The organism is Bdellovibrio sp. BCCA (genome assembly GCF_037996825.1).
Lineage (GTDB): Bacteria > Bdellovibrionota > Bdellovibrionia > Bdellovibrionales > Bdellovibrionaceae > Bdellovibrio.
In genome coordinates, this window is the sequence record NZ_JBBNAC010000001.1 from 2538545 (window position 1) to 2559222 (window position 20678).

General features: G+C 46.2%; 10 protein-coding genes. 6 read left to right on the forward strand and 4 right to left on the reverse strand.

The features are described from left to right. Nucleotides 1-10 precede the first annotated feature (10 nt). Nucleotides 11-4831 (reverse strand): hemagglutinin, encoded by a 4821-nt coding sequence (locus AAAA78_RS12365; protein ID WP_340592353.1) that lies wholly within the window; start codon nt 4829-4831, stop codon nt 11-13. Between the two features lie 178 nt (nt 4832-5009). Then, nucleotides 5010-6563, reverse strand: a complete 1554-nt coding sequence (locus AAAA78_RS12370; RefSeq protein ID WP_340592354.1) for a S8 family peptidase — start codon at nt 6561-6563, stop codon at nt 5010-5012. 173 nt (nt 6564-6736) lie between these two features. On the opposite strand from AAAA78_RS12370, the gene AAAA78_RS12375 reads away from it, so the two are divergent. The 3 genes from AAAA78_RS12375 to AAAA78_RS12385 are packed head-to-tail and all read left to right on the forward strand — an operon-like array spanning nt 6737 to nt 10105. After that, nucleotides 6737-7528: an undecaprenyl-diphosphate phosphatase gene (locus tag AAAA78_RS12375; protein WP_340592355.1), complete on the forward strand. Its 792-nt coding sequence runs from the start codon at nt 6737-6739 to the stop codon at nt 7526-7528. A 24-nt stretch (nt 7529-7552) separates the two neighbouring features. Further along, a complete protein-coding gene (locus tag AAAA78_RS12380) occupies nt 7553-8701 on the forward strand; it encodes a mechanosensitive ion channel family protein (protein ID WP_340592356.1) in 1149 nt (382 codons plus the stop codon). Nucleotides 8702-8761: 60 nt separating this feature from the next. Beyond that, the gene (locus AAAA78_RS12385; RefSeq protein ID WP_340592357.1) at nt 8762-10105 is read left to right on the forward strand and encodes a chloride channel protein; all 1344 of its coding nucleotides are present in this window, start codon (nt 8762-8764) and stop codon (nt 10103-10105) included. Here the strand turns inward: AAAA78_RS12385 and AAAA78_RS12390 are convergent. Continuing rightward, nucleotides 10041-10784 (reverse strand): hypothetical protein, encoded by a 744-nt coding sequence (locus tag AAAA78_RS12390; protein ID WP_340592358.1) that lies wholly within the window; start codon nt 10782-10784, stop codon nt 10041-10043. The genes AAAA78_RS12385 and AAAA78_RS12390 overlap by 65 nt on opposite strands. Nucleotides 10785-10990: 206 nt before the next feature. On the opposite strand from AAAA78_RS12390, the gene AAAA78_RS12395 reads away from it, so the two are divergent. Next, a complete protein-coding gene (locus AAAA78_RS12395; protein WP_340592359.1) occupies nt 10991-11413 on the forward strand; it encodes a cupin domain-containing protein in 423 nt (140 codons plus the stop codon). Between the two features lie 46 nt (nt 11414-11459). Here AAAA78_RS12395 and AAAA78_RS12400 read toward each other — a convergent pair whose 3' ends face one another. Further along, entirely contained in the window at nt 11460-12665 is a 1206-nt protein-coding gene (locus AAAA78_RS12400) for a hypothetical protein (protein ID WP_340592360.1), read from the reverse strand. A 486-nt stretch (nt 12666-13151) separates the two neighbouring features. Here AAAA78_RS12400 and AAAA78_RS12405 point away from each other — a divergent pair, with 486 nt between their 5' ends. Beyond that, the gene (locus AAAA78_RS12405) at nt 13152-16481 is read left to right on the forward strand and encodes a tail fiber domain-containing protein (protein ID WP_340592361.1); all 3330 of its coding nucleotides are present in this window, start codon (nt 13152-13154) and stop codon (nt 16479-16481) included. 2 nt (nt 16482-16483) lie between these two features. Continuing rightward, a complete protein-coding gene (locus AAAA78_RS12410) occupies nt 16484-20677 on the forward strand; it encodes a hypothetical protein (RefSeq protein WP_340592362.1) in 4194 nt (1397 codons plus the stop codon). Nucleotide 20678: the final 1 nt, after the last annotated feature.

Here is a 20678-nt window from a genome sequence, read left to right on the forward strand (position 1 = left end):
TGAAATCCTCTTAAGGAAGGAAATACTCAATCAACGCAGGCAAGCCATTTTGTTTAGCCATCATGACCAAGCGTTTTGGTTTAGGACCTGATGCTGGTTTCACTAAAATACGGCGGCCCTCGCAAGTGATGTTATCCGCAGGCATTGTGAGCTGCGTGATCGTATAATGAGTGTTTTCAACAAGAGGCCAATTTGCAACAGAGCTTAAGTCACCCGCATTTGTGATATTCGCCTTATAGAGCTTACCACCAGTGCAGTAATAAATATTTCCACTGTCATAGGTAAAACCTGAAGGACGCGAAGGCAGTGTCAAAAATTTGTGTGTCATACCGCCATGAACAACGTGCATTACGCCTTCGTACGAAGAACCCGTGGTTCTGGTCGGATTGAAGAGCCATCCAGAAAGAGGACCATAATAAACAGGAGCCCCCATTCGATGCATTCCCGTCACTCCCAGATTGCAACTTGTTGACGCTCCATCTGGGCACGAGTCCGTGCTTGAGTCCACCGCAATAGTTCCAGCAACAAACTCTGTTGAAGTCGGCGTAACCAAACGAAGATGGCTGTTGTTTTGAGCCGTTCCATTCCAATAGAACTGATTAAATAAAATGCTTCCCGCCTGGAAGGCCATCACCGCCGGAGAATATCCGGTGAGTTGAAGATCAGCATAACTTAAAGATGTTTGTGTGTAGCTCGGGGTCGCGCCCTCACCGTCAAGAATTTGTTCCCACATTCCCGTTGCACGATTTAATTTACAAATCCTGTGGTAATTCACGTAAGTGCTCGGAGCCGTCACTAGAACACTGTTTAAAGAACAGTTCATGTACAAATCACCCGTTGCAGGATTTGTAGCAAACGAGTTAGGCTCACCCCAATTACCTAGAGGAATTTTTTGCGCATTCGCTGCTGTGGCGTAATCCACAATACCGCTTTGGCCATTGCCCGCAATCAGTTGAACTTCAGGTGAAGCGCCGGGTCTCATCTCACGAATTTTATTTTCTTGATGATCTAGCATAATGACATTGTTGCCGACACCATGATCAATATAAAACACAGAAGCCAGGCGCATATCTAATCCTGCTCCGCCGTCACCGGCATCTTTGCGCTGACCAAACAATGTATAAACGTTGCCGTTATAGACCGTGCGAATAATTCCACGAGTAGAAAAGAAAATACGACCGTAGCGATCCACGAAGGCGTCATCTAAAGAAACCGCACATGATGTGGCTGCAGTTCCATCAGCACAGTCTCCCATCGCACCTGTTCCAAGAACTCTTGTCCACGTGCCGTCATCATTCAGACGAGAAACAGAATGTTCGGTATAACGATTAGACCGGTAAACTCGTCCATCCAAAGACTGCACGTCGTAATAAACGAGACTGTTGTTTGAGGCAAAGGGATGATTTGGATAAACACCATTGCCAATCCATGTTGTCGGATCAAGCTCCGTCATATTTCCGTAAGAATTTCCCGGCACACTGTACACAGCATTCACGTAAGCTTTTAAGATGTCACTTGTTTGCGGATCATAGCGCAAACTAAAGAACGAATAAGGTTGCGTGTTCAAATCCCACGACGGCAGATCCTTCACACCCGTTCCTGAAAAACGGATGGATTCCACACGAGGCACTGCGAGAGAACCTTTGTAAACACGAATGCGACCGCCATTGTCTTTGGCAACCCCGGGCTTGTCAGAGACAAAGTAAATGTCTCCATTTGGCAGAGCCACAAAAATAGATCGCTTGCGAATCGTCCAAGATTCATCCAAGGACACATTTGTTGTCAGATTGATTTTTAAATCGCGAGGGTCTGCCACGGTATCGGCAGTGTTCGTTCCTAAATTTCCTGCGGGGTCGGCACCAATCAAAGTCTCAATTGTCATGGGTTCCACATTCGTATCAATACGGCGGATCATATAACGGTCATAAACCAAGATGCGATTTTGATAATCCAAAGTCGTGCGCAAGATGGCTTTAGCCCGAGCTTGTTCAACAGGGATGCCGTCCCCGTAGGAATCCTCACCCGTTTTTGCTAAACGCAAAAGAACTTTGGAGTTGTTCGTTTTAGGATCAATGTACATTAATCCGTAAGAAGAATCGTTAAAGAAAATTTTCCCATCCGTTGTTACGAGCAATGTTCCCGGAGCCATGTCATTTCCAACCGTCGTATTAAAGACCGTCTTCTTGGCATTGCCGTTATGACCAGCGTCTTGATTTCCTGCAAGCAGATTTAAATTCTGACTGTTCAGTGGAGGACTTGTCACCTGCGAGGTTTGACCGTAGTTATCCGTCACACGCAATTGCAATTTGAAAAATGAATTATTCGGAAACGACGAATTCCAAACCCAACATCCCGTGTGAGGAGCGGAATAGCTGCAGCTTGCCCCATTTGAAGAACTGTTGCTTAAAGTATCCGAGATCAATGTGTACTGACTTCCATCCGTTGAGGAGTAAAGTTCTACTTTAGAAATGCTGCCGTTATCGCTGGCTGCCCATTTAATATAAACTGAAGCTCCGTTGGCGAAATTCATATCCGCATTGATCGGCGGCGTATTGGGTGTCGTGGAATTGACAGTTAAGAAATTAGAAACTGTTGGTGGAGCATCATTGATATAATTAATGGTGTTAAAATCTTTTTTAAGCGTCGCCGAATTTGTACTGATATTCCCAGCAACGTCACGAACCCAAGCATAAATATTATAAGTGCCAAAATTAATTCCTAAAAAGAAATCAAAATCCACGAGCAAAAGATCTGGCAACTCTTCTAGACCAGGCTTGGGTGCTTTCACGGAAACCCAACAAGCATCTGAAGTTGCGGGTGCTGAGTTCGTAGTTTTAAAACAGAAATCCGTAATCGCTGTTTCACCGTCGTGGGCTTGCAAACTCACCGTCACGTAAGAGCGAACCGTGTCTGAAGGTGTCAAAGATCCATTGATCTTCATTTGATTGGCAGAAATCACAGGAGCAATCGTATCAACAACCGCATCAAAAGCGTTGGACACTCCATAGCCCGTCAAACCATTGTCATCTGTGAGCATCGCCCGGACTTTCATTCCCACCTGATAGGAAGGTGGCGCCCAATTCACCACAAAAGATTTTGCATTCATCGGACCGGCAAGTCCCAAGGCTCTGCTCGCAGCAAAATTCCAAGTGGTCCCACCGTTTGTGGAATACTGCAAAGTCAAAACGGCCGATGCCGACACGGTGGTTTCTGTCACATACACCACAAAAGGATAAGAAACATTGATGGCAAGCGTAGGCACAGGGTCAAGGCTTAAGATCGGTGCCTTGCTATCGTAAGTGACCGTGAAAACGGTGGCAGTAGAAATATTTCCCGCTTCGTCGCGTGCGTAGAAGCGCACGTTTCTTAAACCTTGTTGATCACTAGCGCTCAAATCGTAAATATAACTCTGCGCCGCCGTTGAACAAGAAATCCATCCAGAATCACCCAGAGCTGGAGGCGTGTTTTGTTCTTTCATCAAAATAAATGTATGGTCACTACAATCATTCACTGTGAATTTTGCTAATGCCGCATTTGTTGTTGCAGGAGTATTAAGAGTCACATTCGGCGGAATGATTGTCGTGTCTTTTGTCACTGAATAAAATGCAATTGAGGAAGCATTTCCCGCCGCATCCGTGGAGGAAACAGAAATATTTTTTGCACCATCAACACCCGTCAAAGATAAATTTGCGGCGTAAGTTCCGGTGACAGAACAAGTGGTCGTCGTCGGACTGGGAGTAAAGTCGCCAGAAATATTGACTGTTAATCCCGCTTCACACGCTCCTGATAAAGTAAAGGCTGATTGAAATTTAGCTCCTGCAAGAGGAGTTGTGATAGTCAAAGCCGGAGCTGTTTTATCAATCACCACGGCCGAGCTTTCAACCACGGAAGAAGGACCTTGCCAGTTATTCGCTTGGTCTCCACCAATTGTGCAAATGCGATAAACTCCATCTCCACTAAAGCTTAACGAAATGGGTGTTCCTGCAGGCACAGGCGTTGTAGCCATAATAGCCGCCCACTGACCAGAGCAGTCAGTATCCTTCACAACAATGTATTTGTACTGAGTTCCGCCGTCTGTCGGGGTTCCCACAGTCACCGTGCGAGGGGCATCGTTATTACTCAAAGCACTGCCCAAAGATCCCAAGGTCACAGGAAGAAGAGGTGCCACTGTATCTTTGTTAAACGTTGTACTGACGTTTGTTCCGATATTTCCCGCGAGATCTTTTTGTTGAACTGTGAATGTACGAAGGCCTTCATCAAGCCCCGCCACAGAGATAGTTCCAGAAAAACTTCCCGCAAGACATGTGAAAGTATTTAATAAAACACCTTCACTTAAAATTTCAACAGGGCCGTCATCGGTTTCGCAAGCTCCGCCAACGGAAACGGCACCGACAAAATCATTTCCTACTTCCGCAGAAATCGGCGCACCGAAAGAGACAACAGGAGCAACAACGTCTTTCAAAGCTGCGGATTCACTGCTGGAGCTCACTCCCGCTAAGGAAGTGACCGCAAGAACAATCCGATAATCCGTATCACTCCAATTTTGGGTGTCGACGTTCAAAGAAAATTTTTTATTTTTGCAAAGCGCTTTAAAATTTCGAGTGTCACTGACGGATAAAGAAGAATTCTGCGGAACAAAAGAGACCTGAATTTCTTGGTCTTCGTAGTAACACTCCCCTTGAAGTTTCACGGAGCTTAAGTTTGTGCCGGAATTAATAACGAGAGACTCCAAACGATCGCCGTTGGAATCCAAAAGTACGGGAGGTGTTAAAGCATTAAAATCCGTGAGCTTGGAATTAAGGCTGCAACCTACCCCCAATAGCAGTACCAAATTGAGAAGTACCTGTACGTTCCGCATACTTTTTTATCGGAATAGAACGGGGTTCGCTAAATGGACTTGTACAAAATACGAACGTCTTTAGAAAAATTTAATGTATCACACGTGGAATTTCACGAATAAGACGGAAATAAAAAAGGCCCCCTCTCGGGAGCCTTTCTCATTTTTCTGCTTAGTTAGATTTGCAGAATGGAAGATCTGGTTGGATCTGGCAGATGATTTGGCAGATCGCTGGATCACCAAGTGGGCAGTCGCCTGGCTCACCTGGGTTGCCTGGATCTTGTCCTGGAGGTTGACCAGGATTTGGTGGTTGGTTGCCACCTGATTTAGCGCCCACATTGATGTTCAATGAAGAAGCTGTTTTTCCGTCAGCATCAGTCACAGTCACAGTTGTTGTACCGTTACCAGCTGCAGTCAAAGTACCGTTGTTGTCGATAGAAGCAACTGAAGTGTTGCTAGAAGCGAATTTGAACGGAGCTTTACCGTGAAGAACAGAGAAAGCCAAAGTTGAAGATGGTTGGATTGTTGCTGCAGCAGGAACAAGAACCATTTTCTTAGCGATAACAGCGTCAACAGCTTCGAAAGCGTCAACACGGCAGTTACATGCAGTCTCGATAGAAACTTTAGCGCCTGTCGTTTGAAGGATCGCACGAACCTGAGCACCAGTCAGTGAAGGATCTTGAGCTTTCATCAAAGCTACAAGGCCTGACACAAGCGGAGTTGCCATTGAAGTACCAGAAAGATTTCCGTACTTATTGTTTGGCAATGTGCTCATGATGTTTTCACCAGGAGAAGCTACGTGAACTGTTGCAGTTCCGTAGTTTGACCAAGATGGTTTTGCATCAGAAGGACCCGAAGCCGCAACTGTGATTGAGTTAGGGTATCCGTTGTTAGCTGGATACATTTCAGTTTTATCGTTGTTTTTACCATCGTTCGCAGCAGCCGCGATGAAGATAACACCTTTATCGTCAGCACGTTTGATCGCCTCAAGAAGAGGAGCCGCTGTAGAGCGAGGAACCGCTGCACCCCAAGATGCAGAGATGATTTGCGCGCCTTTTTCAACGGCGTAATCAATTGCTTTGATCGCGTTGTTCAAGTCACCAGAACCGTCTTCACCCAAGAAGCGAAGTGGCATGATAGAAACTTCAGGAGACAAACCTATTGTACCACCGTCAACCAAACCAGTCGCACCTACTGCGCCCGCGCAGTGAGTACCGTGACCTGGATTTTGGAATCCTGTTTTATCCATTGGATCGTTGTCGTTTTCTTTGAAGTCATAACCTTGGATCATATTTGGAGCCAAAGATGGGTGTTTGTAGTCAACACCAGTATCGATAACAGCTACGATAACGTTACGGCTCCCCTTATTGCCGGCACGTTGCCAAGCTTTTTCAGCTTGAACTTTTGCAATCGCCCACTGTTCTTTCAACGCAGCAGCATCAACTGGCGCAGTGAAAGCTCTGATTTTGAAGTTAGGAACAACGTACTCAACGCCTGGTTGAGAAAGAAGAGACGCCAAAGCTTGCGCTTCGTGAGACTTCTGGATGTTCACTTTTACAAGGCTAGCGTTTGCGTTGTGATCCATCATTTGGATCGTTGCAACTTTAGACATTGCGACCGTGTTAAGCATGTTGAGAGCGCTTGTGTTGGAATATTTCACTAGATATTCGCCTGCGAATGCCTGTGAACCGAACAACAATGCACCTAATAATAATGCACGTTTCATATAATAACCCCCTCCGTGGTGAAAAAATCATATTCAGATTTGAACCACAAAGAATAGGAAAATCTTAAATAAATCTTAAATTTTTTGACACATTCCATCGAATATTGAACCCACTTGCGAACTTTTCAAGAATGATGTCCGCTGATTTTCAACATCCAAATGAGGAACATCATATGAGTCATCTGCACGCGATCATCCTGGGAATCATCGAAGGCATCACGGAATTTCTACCGATCTCATCAACAGGTCACATGGTGATTGCCAGCTCGGTGATGGGCATTGAAGAGAGCGCTTTCACAAAGGCCTTTGAAGTCATCATCCAATTCGGCGCGATCATGTCGGTGCTTGTCCTCTATTGGAGACGCTTTCTTCCCAATTGGAGCTTCTATAAAAAGCTTTTCGTGGCGTTTCTTCCGACGGCCATCATTGGTTTCATCGTTAAAGATGTCGTCGATCATCTTTTGGGAAGCGTGCAAATCGTCGCATGGGCGTTAATTTTGGGCGGCGTCATTTTAGTGTGGTCCGACAAAATCTTCGCACATTTGACATCGATGGGTCGCAAGACAAGTGATCTATCTTATATAGATGCCGTGAAACTGGGACTCTTCCAATCCATCGCGATGATCCCGGGTGTGTCCAGATCTGGAGCGACGATCATGGGTGGATTGACACTTGGCATGAACAAAAAAGAAGCAGCGGAGTTTTCATTTTTTTTAGCGGTCCCAACAATGGCCGCAGCCACGGGATACAAGTTGTTAAAGATCTACAAGACAATTGAACCCGCACAGATCAGCACATTGGCGATCGGTTGCTTCGTCGCTTTCATTGTTGCGATGCTTGCGATCAAATTTTTTATCGGTATAGTGACTCGCTACGGATTTAGAGGTTTCGGTTACTACCGTATCGCCTTAGGGATCGTGATCTTGATCATGATCTACTCCGGCAAAAATCTTCAAATGATGTAACTTGCAACGATAGAGAAACTATAAATGGAAAAATATATTTTTGAAGAGTCGTCCTTTTTTTCAGCTGAAATCGCAAATCTTCTGAAAACGACTTATTTTGTGATGCCGAACTGGAAATGGTGTGTGCTTGCGATCGCTATCACTTTGGGAATCGTTCTTCGCCCGATCATTCAGTTCGTTCTTAAAGAAGTTAAAAAGCACAATCCCTTCACAAAGAAATTCCCGACTAGTTTCTCTGCGCACTTTTTAAATCTCAAAGTCGAGCGTCCACTTGCTTGGATCCTAGTGATCTTTTTTTGGTTTGCCACGGGTGACGCGATTGGGCTCACAGGCAAGTTTGAAATTTACTACAATCATTTCTTGCGCGGACTTTTAGCTCTTTATGCGATCCGTTTGGTTTACTACGCCGTCGACGCTGGCGGAAATGTTCTTAAAGAGATGGCCGCCAAAACCGAAAGCACTTACGACGATCAGCTTGTGCCTTTTGCAACAAAATCCATGAAGGTGTTGGTTGTTGTTCTGGGTATTTTGATTGCTTTGCAAAGTTTTGGTCTGAATGTGATGTCGATCCTTGCCGGTCTGGGACTGGGAGGTTTGGCTCTTGCCTTGGCAGCGCAAGATACAGCCGCGAATCTTTTTGGTTCGATCACGATCTTGTTTGACCATCCTTTTAAAGTGGGCGATTGGGTGAAGATCAAAGATATGGAAGGCACTGTTGAAGACATTGGCTTTCGTTCAACGCGCATTCGCACATTTTATAATTCCGTGATCACAATTCCCAATGCGATGATGGCGAAAGAAACGATCGACAATATGGGCATCCGTCCTGCCCGCCGCATTCGTCAGATTTTGGGCCTCACTTATGAAACTCCGCCAGAAAAAATTGAGCAGTTCTGCGAGCAGGTTCGTTACCTTATCACCAAACACCCTAAAGTAAATCCTGAAACGGTGACGGTTCGCTTTAATAACTACAATGCTTCTTCATTAGATGTGTTGGTGAATTTTCATTTGGAAGTTTTCACCGGAGCTGAAGAGCTTGAACATCAGCAGGCGATTTTCATAGAGATCCTCAAAATTGCAGCGGGATTAAAAGTCGACTTCGCATATCCAACACAAACGGTTTACTACAAAGGTACTGACGAGGTTCCGGCCCTTCCTCTGGGTCAGACCTAAGGCAGTGCGTCGATGCGGAGGGATATGCGCCTCCGCTTCATTGGTGCTACCTTAACGCCTATGCAACCAAAAGATATTCTTCACAGTCCGCATCTTAAGGCGGCTCGCCACAAAATTTTTTTCAACCTTCCATTCTGGATTTCTGCTGGAGTCGCCGCCGCGATTTCTGTTGGCTACAATATTCTTTTTAAATTGTGCGAAGATTGGGCTTTGGCGCATTCAACAGAATCTATTTTATTATTCACGGCACCTTTGGCGCTTTTAGCGTCTTTTTTAATTGGATATTTCTTTTCTAAAGAGGCGATCGGGAGTGGTATTCCGCAAGTCATTGCCGCAGTCGAACTTTCTAATAACAATCATCCCTTTTTGAAAAAACTTTTAAGCATTCCGATGCTGATCACAAAGATTCTTGGATCTTGTGTCTGCGTTCTAGGTGGCGGTGTTTCAGGGCGTGAAGGTCCGACGCTACAAGTTTCAACCTCTGTATTTTATCAGATCTCGCGTTTCTGGCCGAAGAGCTTTCCAAAGCCTCAGCTGCCCGCCATGATTCTTGCCGGTGGTGCTGCAGGTCTCGCGTCGGCCTTTAACACTCCCTTAGGCGGAATTGTTTTTGCCATTGAAGAACTTTCGAAAACACATATTAGCGTAGTGCGTACGGCTGTTTTTCAAGCGGTCATCATCGCCGGTATTTTGGCGCAGCTGTTTTTGGGAAATTATCTTTACCTTGGAAACACCAGCTTCGGGCAGTTTCCCGCCTACGTTCTTTATCAAACCGTCGTTATTGCCGCCATCGTTGGCGTGAGCAGCGGCTTGTTTGCTGAAAGTCTTTATCGCATCACAAGATGGAGAGCTTCGCAGTCATTTTGGATCAAAGTTACAATGACATTGGTGTGCGGAGGTCTTTTAAGTCTGACGATTTATCTTTGCGGTCCTAGCACCGTCGGCGCCGGAAAATCCGTGATGATTGAACTTCTTAAAAATCCGCATGATCCCGCAAGTCCGCTTCTGCCGATCTCGCGCATCTTTGGAAACTTCTTTACTTATATCGGTGGTGTGATCGGCGGTGTCTTTGCTCCGGCCCTGGCAAGTGGTGCGGCAATGGGACAGTACTTCAGTCAATTATTTGGCTTTACGAACGTGAAACTGATGATCATGGTCGGGATGGTCGCATTTTTGACAGGAATCACTCGCACACCGTTTACTTCGTTTGTTCTAGTTTTAGAGATGAGTGATTCGCACGAGATTATTTTATATCTGATGCTATCTTCAGTTATTGCCAATGTGGCTGCCAGAGTTCTCGCACCTAAATCTTTTTATGAGCAAGCGGCTCATGATTTGATTAATAAACAATCTGAAATGCCCGGGATGGTGGAGCATCGTCATGGTACTTCACCAACTCCATAGGCGGAATCACGATGTTTTCTTTTTCTTTCGTGATTTTCATGACTCCATAGCGGCCTTCTACTTTAAGGCCGTCAATCGTTGCGAGATAATCAAAAATCGGAAGATGCTTTCCTTCGGCAATTTTAATACTTGTCGCATAGTGAGTGGCAAAAATATAAAGCTCCCCGTTCACATTCATAAGATCAAAAACTTTCTGAAGCGACGTTGAAAGATCGTGGGTGTAAGAAATCACTCCGAAAACATCCGTTATAAGATCGGCTTTTTTCCATGTCGACGTGGGCTGTAATTCAAACGCGCCTTCTTTGATCTCAAGCTTTCCATCAAACTTTGGCGGAGAAAACCAGCGGTCTAATTTAAAAGCCACTGCTGTCGCATGCGGCGCCATTTGAGGACTTGGCAAAGATTTAATATAAGAAATTTGCGCGTTGGCTTTACCCGCACCGAGGTCCACCCAATGCTGCTCTGGTGTGAGCTTCGTTAAACTATCCGTGAAATCTTTGTGAAGCACGTGACGGTATTCAAGAATATCACGGTTCGTAACAAATTTATTTTTTTGAACCCGATCCGAAACTTCTGTAGGACGAAACAAGAAGAGTGATGAGCATTGCTCCGCTGCCTGAGCAGGAACTTGCGAAAGACTTAAAATCAGAATGAATGCAATCAACGAAAACTGTTTCAAAATGAGACCTCGCTCTTCTTACCTTTTAAAGTGCAAGGATGGGACTCAGCCTTCTCTCACAAAAAGTATCTGACAGATCTCTTTCTGCCTAGGTTGACCAAATACGGCAGAAGAAAAAAGGCACCTGGTACCTAAGTTCGGTGCTAACTCACAGATATCACGAGGTCGCTCAAAGGAGTAAAATTTCATTATGAAAGGGGGTCACCATGGCAACTCAATTGACGCCGGGACAACCCGAAAAAAGAACTCCCGAAACAGGGACAAGAAGTTTTTCTAAAAAAAGTTTTTCAAAAGCAGATGAGGTTCGAGATTTTCCAAAAGGCAAACTGGAGTTAGTGGAAGTCAATGGAAATACGGTGGGTCTTATCACCTTACAACCGGGATGGCGCTGGTCTACATCTGTGAAACCCATCGCTAAGACTGAAAGCTGTGAGGTTACGCATTTTCAGTATATGATTTCAGGCACCCTTCATGTGAAAATGGATGACGGAACTGAAATGGATTTCAAAGGCGGCGAAGTCGCGTTCACTCCTCCGGGACATGATGCCTGGGTTGTGGGTAATGAACCTGTCGTGGCCATTGATTTTCAAGGCATGGCTAATTACGCCAAAGCACCGCACGAACACTGAAATGAATTAAAGGAAAAAGGCCAAGTTCCCTTGGCCTTTTCTTAAATTACTTTGTTTTCTTTTTGGTTTTCGATGGAAGATTGTTTTCGGCTCTGATTTTTGAAGCTTCCAGCTTCATTTTTTCCGCTTCGGCTTCAGCCTTTCCGGTTTCCATTTTAATTTTCGCTTCTTCCGCTTTATTCTTCGCATTCTCTGCAAGCTGTTCTAATTTTTCTCTTTCCGCTTTGGCTTTTTCGGCCTCGTCACGCAGACGTTTTAGTTCAGCTTCGGCACGAGTCGCTTCGGCCTCACTTTCTGCGATGGTTTTTTTAGAGCGAGCGATTTCTAAGCTGGCTGTCGCTTGTTCTTTCTTAAGATTATTACGATTGCCCTCAAGTTCCTGGCGAATTTTAGCTGCGGCTTGTTTCGCTTTTTCTTCCTGAGCTTTGATCTCAGTCACTTTTTTGCGTTCTACTTCCGCTTGTTGAACCGCTTCTTTCGATGCAGATTGAGCAGACTTTAACTCGCTATCCATTTTTTCGGTCAAAGCTTTCGACTGCTCTTCTTGCACTTTAAGACGAGCCATCTCGGCCTCAGCTTTGGCTTTGTCCGCTTCGGCTCTAGCGATTTCTTGTTTCGCCTTCGCTTCACGAGCTTTGGCTTCTGCCACCGCTTTTTGTGTTAGAAGTTTTGCTTTGGAAAGATTTTGTTCTGCCTTCGCTGCTTCCGCTTTTTCGGCTTCTGCTTCTTTTGTTGCCTGCATTCCAACGTTTGTTGCTTCAGCAGCTTGCTTTTCTTGATCCTTAGCTTGATCACGAAGCTGGGCTGCTTTTTCCTCGGCCTGTTTGCGTTTTGCTAAAGCTTCATCGCGCACTTGCGTGGCTTTTTGTGTTTTTTCTTGAGCAGCTTTGATGCGAGCTTGGGACGCTTGTTGCTCTTTCTCTGCGGCTTTTTGTTGTCTTTCATGATCAGCTGCTTCCGCTTTGAGTTTTGCGGATTCTCTTTCTGATTCGGCTTGTTCTTTTTTAGCGTCGTTTTCTAGGGATCGAGCCTTGTTGATCGCGGACTGCGCTTCAGCTCTTGCTTTATCGCGACGCTTACGATCTTCTTCCGCACGACGTTTTGCTTCACCGGCTTCCGCCTTTGCGGCTTCGGCGTCTGCCGTCGCCTCTTCGGCTTCGATTTGCGTATCCGTTTGTGCAAGCACGCGCGCTGGCATTGCTTGAGTCATTAATGCTGCCAATAGAAGAATGCCAAGGGGCTTTAACTTCATGAGGTTCTCCTTAAGATGTTTATTTTCAGAAATTAGATTATCGGAATTTTTGGCAAAAAAAAAGCGACCAGGATTGGGGGGGGAGGGTCCTGGCCGCCATGGGGGGGTGCTTTCTACTAAAGCAATGGCGGTGCCATGATCACTTCTTCGTCAAAACCGATTAAACTAGCAAAGATCACATCCGCGTTGTCGATCCCTTAGACGGAATCTGACAATTGTGGGCCTCTTTTCGAGGCATCAGCGTCTAAGAATGGATGGCCGACTGGACCAAATATTTGTTTGCTCATAGATCAAAACGAGACACTTGAGGCGTGACCTTATTAAGGTCTCGTTCCTTGGAAATATCCGAAACAGTATTTACCTCAGGAAGGTGGAAATAGGCCTCATTTCAGATTTGCAATGCTCACAAACCTTTAGTGCTCCTATGGAGATCCCGAACTATTAAACATGGAACGTAAAGGAATCACACTCATTCGGTGTTGCATATTGATACTTTGGACTTTGGGAGTTTCTGGGGCTTGGGCCGCAGGCCCCTCCACCCTGCAATCTCTTACTTATCAAGGTCGTATCCTAAAAGCTGACGGCAGCGCCCTTGAACACAACAGCGTGAGTTTTCTTTTTGAGATCACAAATCCGACCGGATCTTGCGTGATCTACCGTGAGCAAGTCAATGGCATCAATATGTCTGGTTCTAACGGCGTCTTTGACGTGCCGATTGGTTCAGGCACAAAACTTTATCCGTCAGATCCTCTTTTTAAACTTTTAGATTCCTTCAGTAACTCCGCTAGTTTTTTATGCGATGGCGGCGTCACCTACAATCCAACGGTGGATGCCACTCGACTTTTGAAAGTGCAATTTCACGACGGACACGGTTGGAATGAAATCAATCCTCCCAATGAGATTCGTAACGTGCCTTTTGCGGCGTATTCTCTTTCAGCACAAAAACTGGGAACCAATATCGCTAGCGACTTCGTTTTAAGATCCAGCATTCCTACTTGTAGCGCAGGCCAAGTTCTTTTTTATAACGGCACAGCTTTAAGCTGCGTCACCGATGCGGGAAGTAGCGGTGTCGTTACTTCGGTTGCAGGCAGCGGTCCTGTAACAGTGACTGGAACTAGCAGTGTGATTGTGAGCGTGACGACGGGAACAACGGCGGGAACTGTCGCTGCCGGAAATGACTCACGTTTTACAGATGCGCGTCCTCCGACGGGAAATGCGGGCGGCGACCTCTCTGGAACTTATCCAAATCCGACTTTGGCAAACGGCGTGATCACAACGTCAAAACTTTTTGCCAATCCTGGAATCAACCGTCTTGTTGCTACAGACGCGACAACGGGTGCAAATCTCACACATTTAGATTGCACGGTGGGAGAGGTTTTAACCTGGAGTGCCGCAAACGGTTGGCAGTGCACTTCTCAAAACTCTCTTGTCGTTGGAAGTGCTGCGAGTGCGACTGGTTTCACTGGTTCCCTTGCTGGCGACGTGAGTGGCACACAAGGTGCGACGTCGGTGAATAAAATCAAAGGTATCTCTGTCGATGTGACAGGTTTAACATCAGGACAGGTTTTAAAATATGATGGAAGTCAGTGGAGTCCTGCGAGTCTGACAGACGCAAATGCTCTGCCTTTAGCCGGTGGAACCATGAGTGGCGCCATCAACCTTAACAGCAACAATCTTACGAACATCGGTTTTATGACGATGGTTGCAAATAAATCCCTGCATCTTTCAAACAACGCTTCAGATCCCACAGGATTAACGGGCGCTGACAAAGGGAAGACTTGGTTTAACTCGACATCCAATCAAATCAAGTATTGGGATGGAACCGCTGTGCAAACTTTGGGTCTTGCGGGCTCAGGTCTTACTGCTTTAACCGGCGATGTCACCGCGACAGGCCCAGGGTCTGCCGCTGCGACAATTGCCAATAGCGCTGTCACGACTGCAAAGATTAATAACCTTGCTGTGACGGATGCAAAAATCAATGACGTCGCCGTTGATAAAATCACGAGTGCTGCGGGAAAATATTTTTCTTACGCTCCGAACAACGTCGCTTGTACCAACGGTCAAGTTTTATCAAAAACAGCCAACGGTTGGGAATGTGCTTCCGCGACATCTTTAACGAATGCTCTTACGAATGGTCGCATTCACGTCGGTAATGCTTCCAATATCGCAACCGAAGTCGTGATGAGTGGCGACGCCACTTTATCAAACGCGGGTGCACTGACATTAGCGAACTCAGGTGTTACGGCAGGAACTTATACCAAAGTAACGGTGGATGCTAAAGGTCGTGTAACCACAGGTACAAGTCCAACGACTTTAGCTGGTTATGGAATCACGGATGCTCAACCGTCAGGAAATTACCTTACGGCTTTAACCGGAGACGTCACCGCGACAGGCCCCGGCTCTGGAGCTGCGACCATTGCCAATAATGCTGTCACGACAGCGAAGATTAATAACCTTGCAGTGACGGATGCAAAAATCAACGATGTCGCTGTTGATAAAATCACAAGTGCTGCGAGCAAGTATTTCACTTATGCACCGAACAACGTCGCTTGTACGAACGGTCAAGTCTTAATGAAAACCGCCAACGGTTGGGAGTGCGGAGCCGCGAGTGCTGGTTCTGTAACGAGCATCACGGCAGGAACAGGATTGACCGGTGGGACAATCACTTCTACAGGAACTATTGGCTTAGGAACAGAACTTGCCGCTGTGGACGGAATTTCTTCAACAGGTTATGTGCAAAGAACAGGTGCTGGAGCTTATTCGACAACAGCAGGAAGTACGTCAGCTTCCAACAACACTCTTGTGCAAAGAGATGGTTCCGGAGTTTCTAACTTTTACGGCGTTGGTGTTACAGGTGCCACAAGCGGGACTGTGACTTTGCGTTCTGTCGCAACTGTGACGAGCTACTCCCTGACTTTCCCTGGAACACAAGGGGCTGCGGGAACTGTTCTTTCCAACGACGGAGGTGGCGGTCTTTCTTGGGCAAGTATTTTAAATACCTCTTTGAGCAACGGAAAAATTTATGTCGGCAACGCTTCCAACGTAGCAACAGCTGTGACCATGGCTGGAGATGCCACACTGTCTAATGCCGGAGCTTTGACACTTGCGAACTCTGGTGTTACTGCGGGTACTTATGCAAAAGTCACCGTGGATGCGAAAGGACGCGTGACTTCGGGAGCGGCGCTGGTGGATGCTGATGTGCCATCAACAATTTGGCGCACAGGTGGAAACACTTTGGGAACAGCCGGTTCGATTGGTACAAAAGACAACTTTGCATTAAGCTTCATGACGAACAACACGACAAAAATGACTTTGGATGCGAATGGAAATCTGGGAATCGGTACGGCCTCGCCAGCCAGTGCTCTTCACGTTGTGGGTGATATTCAGTTCACAGGAACGATCACGGATATTTCCGATAGACGCCTAAAGAAAAACATTCGTCCTTTGACTTCGGGTCTTAATACCGTTCGTAAAATTTCAGTTTATTCTTACGTGATGAAAGATGATCCGCACGAAAGAACCGAGTACGGGGTCATGGCTCAGGATATGATGCAAATTCTTCCTCACCTTGTGAAAACCGTGGATACCAACGGCAATTACTATGGTGTGAATTATTTGGGTCTTGTGCCTTGGAGTTTAAAGGCGATTCAAGAACTTGATACCAACACACAAACTCTCAGTCGTGAAATCGCTTCTGTCCGTGACGAGAACAAGGCTTTGAAAGAAGAAATCAACAATCTCAAAGACAGAAACGATCGTCTTGAAAAACAGATGAATGAAGTTCTTTTGTTACTTAAAAACAAGGGATCCGAGTAATAATGAGACTTCGTAATTTATTTGCCCTTAGCATCTTTGTACTTCTCGGCCTCGTGACCAGTTCTTGGACCTGGGCGGCTTGCAGTTCTCCAACGGGAGCAGCAGGCACCATGGATTATTTTACCGCAGAAAATGTTTTTAAATATTGCGATGGCACATCGTGGGTGCCGATGAAATATGGCGGTATCTCGTTAATCAATAAACTCACGGACCCTTCCCCTTACGCTATCTCTAGCGCTGGAGTCGTCGCCGTGAAAGGCAATTATGCTTACGTGATTGATCCAGCCGGCTCTTTGCTGGTTCTCGATATCACCACTTTGAGCAATCCCACTCCTGTGACTAAAGTTTCTGATTCATTTTTCAATTCCACATCGGCCCTTTTGGTTTCCGGAAGTTATTTAATCGGTGTTAGGAGTGGCACCGTTTATATCGTTGATATCACAACTCCGACGGCTCCCGCGATTTCAGGTTCCGTCACAAATGCGAATCTGAACAACGCCTCTTCGCTGGCTGTGAGCGGGAATTACGCCTACGCTTACACATCTTTAATCAACCCGGGCCGCCTTGTCGTTATCGACATCTCAAATAAATCGGCTCCTGTCCAAACGGGCTTTGTCAGTTCACCATCTATCGCCAATGGAGCTGCTGTCGCAGCTTCCGGAGGTTATGCCTATGTCAGCGTCGGCGCCTCATCAATCACTGCGATTGATGCGACAACACCCTCATCACCTGCGATCGTCGCTAGCATCAGTGATTCACGCATGTCCTCGATTAAAGCCATGGCTATTTCAGGAAACTATATTTATGTCGTTTCCACTACCGGAGGCACGGGGACTTTCAGCGTTATTGATATCGCAACAAAATCAAATCCTACTTTGATCTCGGCTGTCACTGGTGCAAACTATGGAGATTTTTACGGCGTCAACAGTTTGTGGGTCAATGGCAACCTTGCGTATGTCGCTTTAAATCCCGGCAGCAACTCTGGTGGATACGTGCAAACCGTCGATATCAGCAATCCTCTGGCACCAAAAGCGATTTTTTCTTACCGACTCATTGGCGCAGGAACCTACGGTGCCAAGTACGTGCATGGTGATGGCAACAAATTGTTTGTCGTCGATTCCAACTCAATGCTTTTAACATTTGATCTTTCTTTGAAACCGACACTTTCTAAAACTGGTGAAAGCTATCTTCGTGACAAGTCCGGCATTAGCTACGGATATATTGCAACCACGGGATCTGCCACTGCCGTCATTGATTTGGATGAAACGATTTACTGGTTCGATACGAGCACGCCTACAGCTTTAAACTATGTTTCTCAATTCACTCTTCCCGGTAACACCAACCGTTTTGCTACGGGCGTCGCCATGAAAGGAAGCTATGTATATTCAGGCAACTCTAACACCAGCCGTTTGAGTGTTGTCGACTTTACAGACACATCCAACCCCATTTTGATTTCCGGTATTTCAGATCCAAACTACAACGGAATTGGCAGCATGGAAGTTTCCGGAAATTATTTGTATATTTCTCGGACCGGCGGACTACTTGTGATGGATGTTTCTACGCCAGCCAATCCAACTTACGTGACTAAAATCACAAATGCTTTTGTGAGTGCGGGATCACGCCTTAAAGTTGTCGGAAGTAAAGTCTATGTGACTTCCAGCGGAGGAGATCTTGCAATCTTTGATATCACGACCCCGACAGCGCCTAGTTTCTTAGGAAAAGTGACCGACGTCACAAATCTAAATGGAGCCAAAGGACTTGATGTTCAGGGAAATTATGCCTACGTCGCTGCGATGAATTGCAAATGTCTGACGGTGGTTGATGTGAGTAACTCGGCAAGTCCCTCCATCGTGAATGCATTCACCAACAACACGTATTACGATGTGATTGAAGACGTTATCGTCAACGGAAGTTACCTTTATACTTACTCTTACACAAGAGGACTTGCCACAGTCGATATCTCAACACCGACAAGCCCCTCTCCAACAGGAGTCATTTCAGGTGGAGGCTATGTCCTAACTCGCAACGGAAACACTCTTTACGCCGGTGGTACGGCATCAGTAAAAGCATTTAATATTACGACAGCGTCCGCTCCATCTACGACATCGGATGTGGATCCCGAAGGTAAGCTTGAGGGAATTGCCGGCATTGCCTCAGTGGGAAATTATGCCTACAGTGTCGCCGCGACAACAGGAATTTTTACGGTCATGGATGTGACGGATAAAACAAATCCCGTCGTTATAGGGTCTGTCAAAAACACGGCACGCTTTAATGGCGCGACGAACCTCACCGTTTCCGGCAGCTATGCATATGTAGTTTCACCTTCGAATTTGACCATCGTGGACATTTCTACTCCGAGTGCTCCTTCGGTTGTAGGCTTTTTAAACGACGCTACAAATCTGCCGACGCCGAAGGATGTTTACGTCTCGGGAAATTATGCTTACGTTGTTGCCACCAACCGTCTGACTGTTGTGAACATCACGAATAAAGCTGCACCCACTTATTCGACAAATCTTTCACATGCTTTAATTTCAGACTGTCGTCAGATTGTCGTTTCAGGAAGTTATGCATATCTGCCTTGTTCAACAAGCACGTCGTTGGTGATAGTTTCATTGGCAACACCAGGGTCGCCTTCTGTAACGGGTACGCTCCAAGACGCAACGAATTTGGTCAGTGCCCGCACAGTTGTTGTATCTGGGGGTTATGCTCTTGTGGGAGCGTCCAATTCTTACGGTGGAGCCGTCGTTAACGTCAGCACACCTTCCGCTCCTAGTTTTGTGAAGACCATGCCTCTTTCGAACATCCTTTTTATGGCGCAAAAAAATTCGATGGTCTTTTTTCAAAGCAGTACTTATGGCTTCGGACAGATGTCGATCTCTGATCCGGCAAATCCTAAAGTGCTCAGCACAAGTTATCCAAGCTCCGTGAACATCAGCACGCCTTCACAACTCGCTCTCTCTGGAAACTATCTCTATCGGGCAGCACCAACAAGCACGATGGAAATCTGGAGTATTGCCGACTCAAAAGTGGCCCTCTACGAAGAGGCCAGTGCTAACTTCACAAATATTTTTGGAACCGGCTACAGAATCAAAGTCGTGGGGACGACCGCCTATGTGACTTCCAAGTTCGGCCAGAGATTTACGGCCGTGGATATTTCAAACATTGATTCCCCGACGATTTTAGGAAGCATCGCCGATCCAAAATTTGACTCACCGACAGGAATAGAGATTTCCGGTAACTACGCTTACATCAGTGGCGCAGGCGCTGGTTACGTCATGACAGTCGTCGACATCACTGATCCTGCCAACATGAAGGTCTTGGCTTATTATTCAAACTTCACTTATCTCGCCTTAGGTGAAAATCTTATCACTTCAGGAAATTATATTTTTGCGACATCCCGAATGAATGGACGCGTAACCTCCTTTGATATTTCAAATCCGCTGGCACCGTCTCTCAAAAGCTCGGTCAACGTGACTAGCCCCTATGATCTGGTAAAAAATGGCAATTATCTTTATGCCTGCTCTTCTTCCGGAGTCGCTATTATCGATGCTTCAAATCCACTGAGCATGTCCCTTGTGACGACCTTCATTGATAACGCCGTCACCAGCTGCCGCTCGCTGGCTCTTGACGGGAACTATCTTTATGCTTCCGGAACAACGAATAAAACGTTCGCGGTGATAGATGTCAGCACGCCCACCTCGCCGGTGCTTTTAGGCAGTATTTCCGATGCAACGAATTTGTTCGTGGTAGAGGATATTAAAATTTCTGGTAACTATGCTTATTTCGCGACCGGATCAAACCGCATTGGTATGATCGACATCACAACAAAAACAGCCCCTGTTATGTCGGAAGTTTTAAATAGCTCTTCGGATGTCGGCAGCGCTTATGAATTATTTGTTTCTGGCAATCGCATTCTTGCCCCTAATTTCTCGGGTTTGGGACTGTCGACTTATAAAGCGGCTGCCTCTGTCAACGTTGGAAGCTGTACAACCGGAGGAACGATCAATTACGACACGACTCAAAAAGTTTTAAGCTTCTGCAATGGTACAAACTTCAAAGCCATGGGACCTGTCCCTGGAGCTGGCGGCGCTGGATGTTCTTCACCTGCAGCCACGGCCGGAGCCCTGGAGTACTTTAACGCCACCAATAAGTTTAAATACTGCGACGGAACAAACTGGGTGACGGTCGGCAACTAAA

What these genes read in the sequence shown, in the direction of transcription:
- AAAA78_RS12370 (WP_340592354.1), bottom strand. Translation starts at nt 6,563, where the DNA reads ATGAAACGTGCATTATTATTAGGTGCATTGTTGTTCGGTTCACAGGCA.
- AAAA78_RS12375 (WP_340592355.1), top strand. Translation starts at nt 6,737, where the DNA reads ATGAGTCATCTGCACGCGATCATCCTGGGAATCATCGAAGGCATCACG.
- AAAA78_RS12380 (WP_340592356.1), top strand. Translation starts at nt 7,553, where the DNA reads ATGGAAAAATATATTTTTGAAGAGTCGTCCTTTTTTTCAGCTGAAATC.
- AAAA78_RS12385 (WP_340592357.1), top strand. Translation starts at nt 8,762, where the DNA reads ATGCAACCAAAAGATATTCTTCACAGTCCGCATCTTAAGGCGGCTCGC.
- AAAA78_RS12395 (WP_340592359.1), top strand. Translation starts at nt 10,991, where the DNA reads ATGGCAACTCAATTGACGCCGGGACAACCCGAAAAAAGAACTCCCGAA.
- AAAA78_RS12400 (WP_340592360.1), bottom strand. Translation starts at nt 12,665, where the DNA reads ATGAAGTTAAAGCCCCTTGGCATTCTTCTATTGGCAGCATTAATGACT.
- AAAA78_RS12410 (WP_340592362.1), top strand. Translation starts at nt 16,484, where the DNA reads ATGAGACTTCGTAATTTATTTGCCCTTAGCATCTTTGTACTTCTCGGC.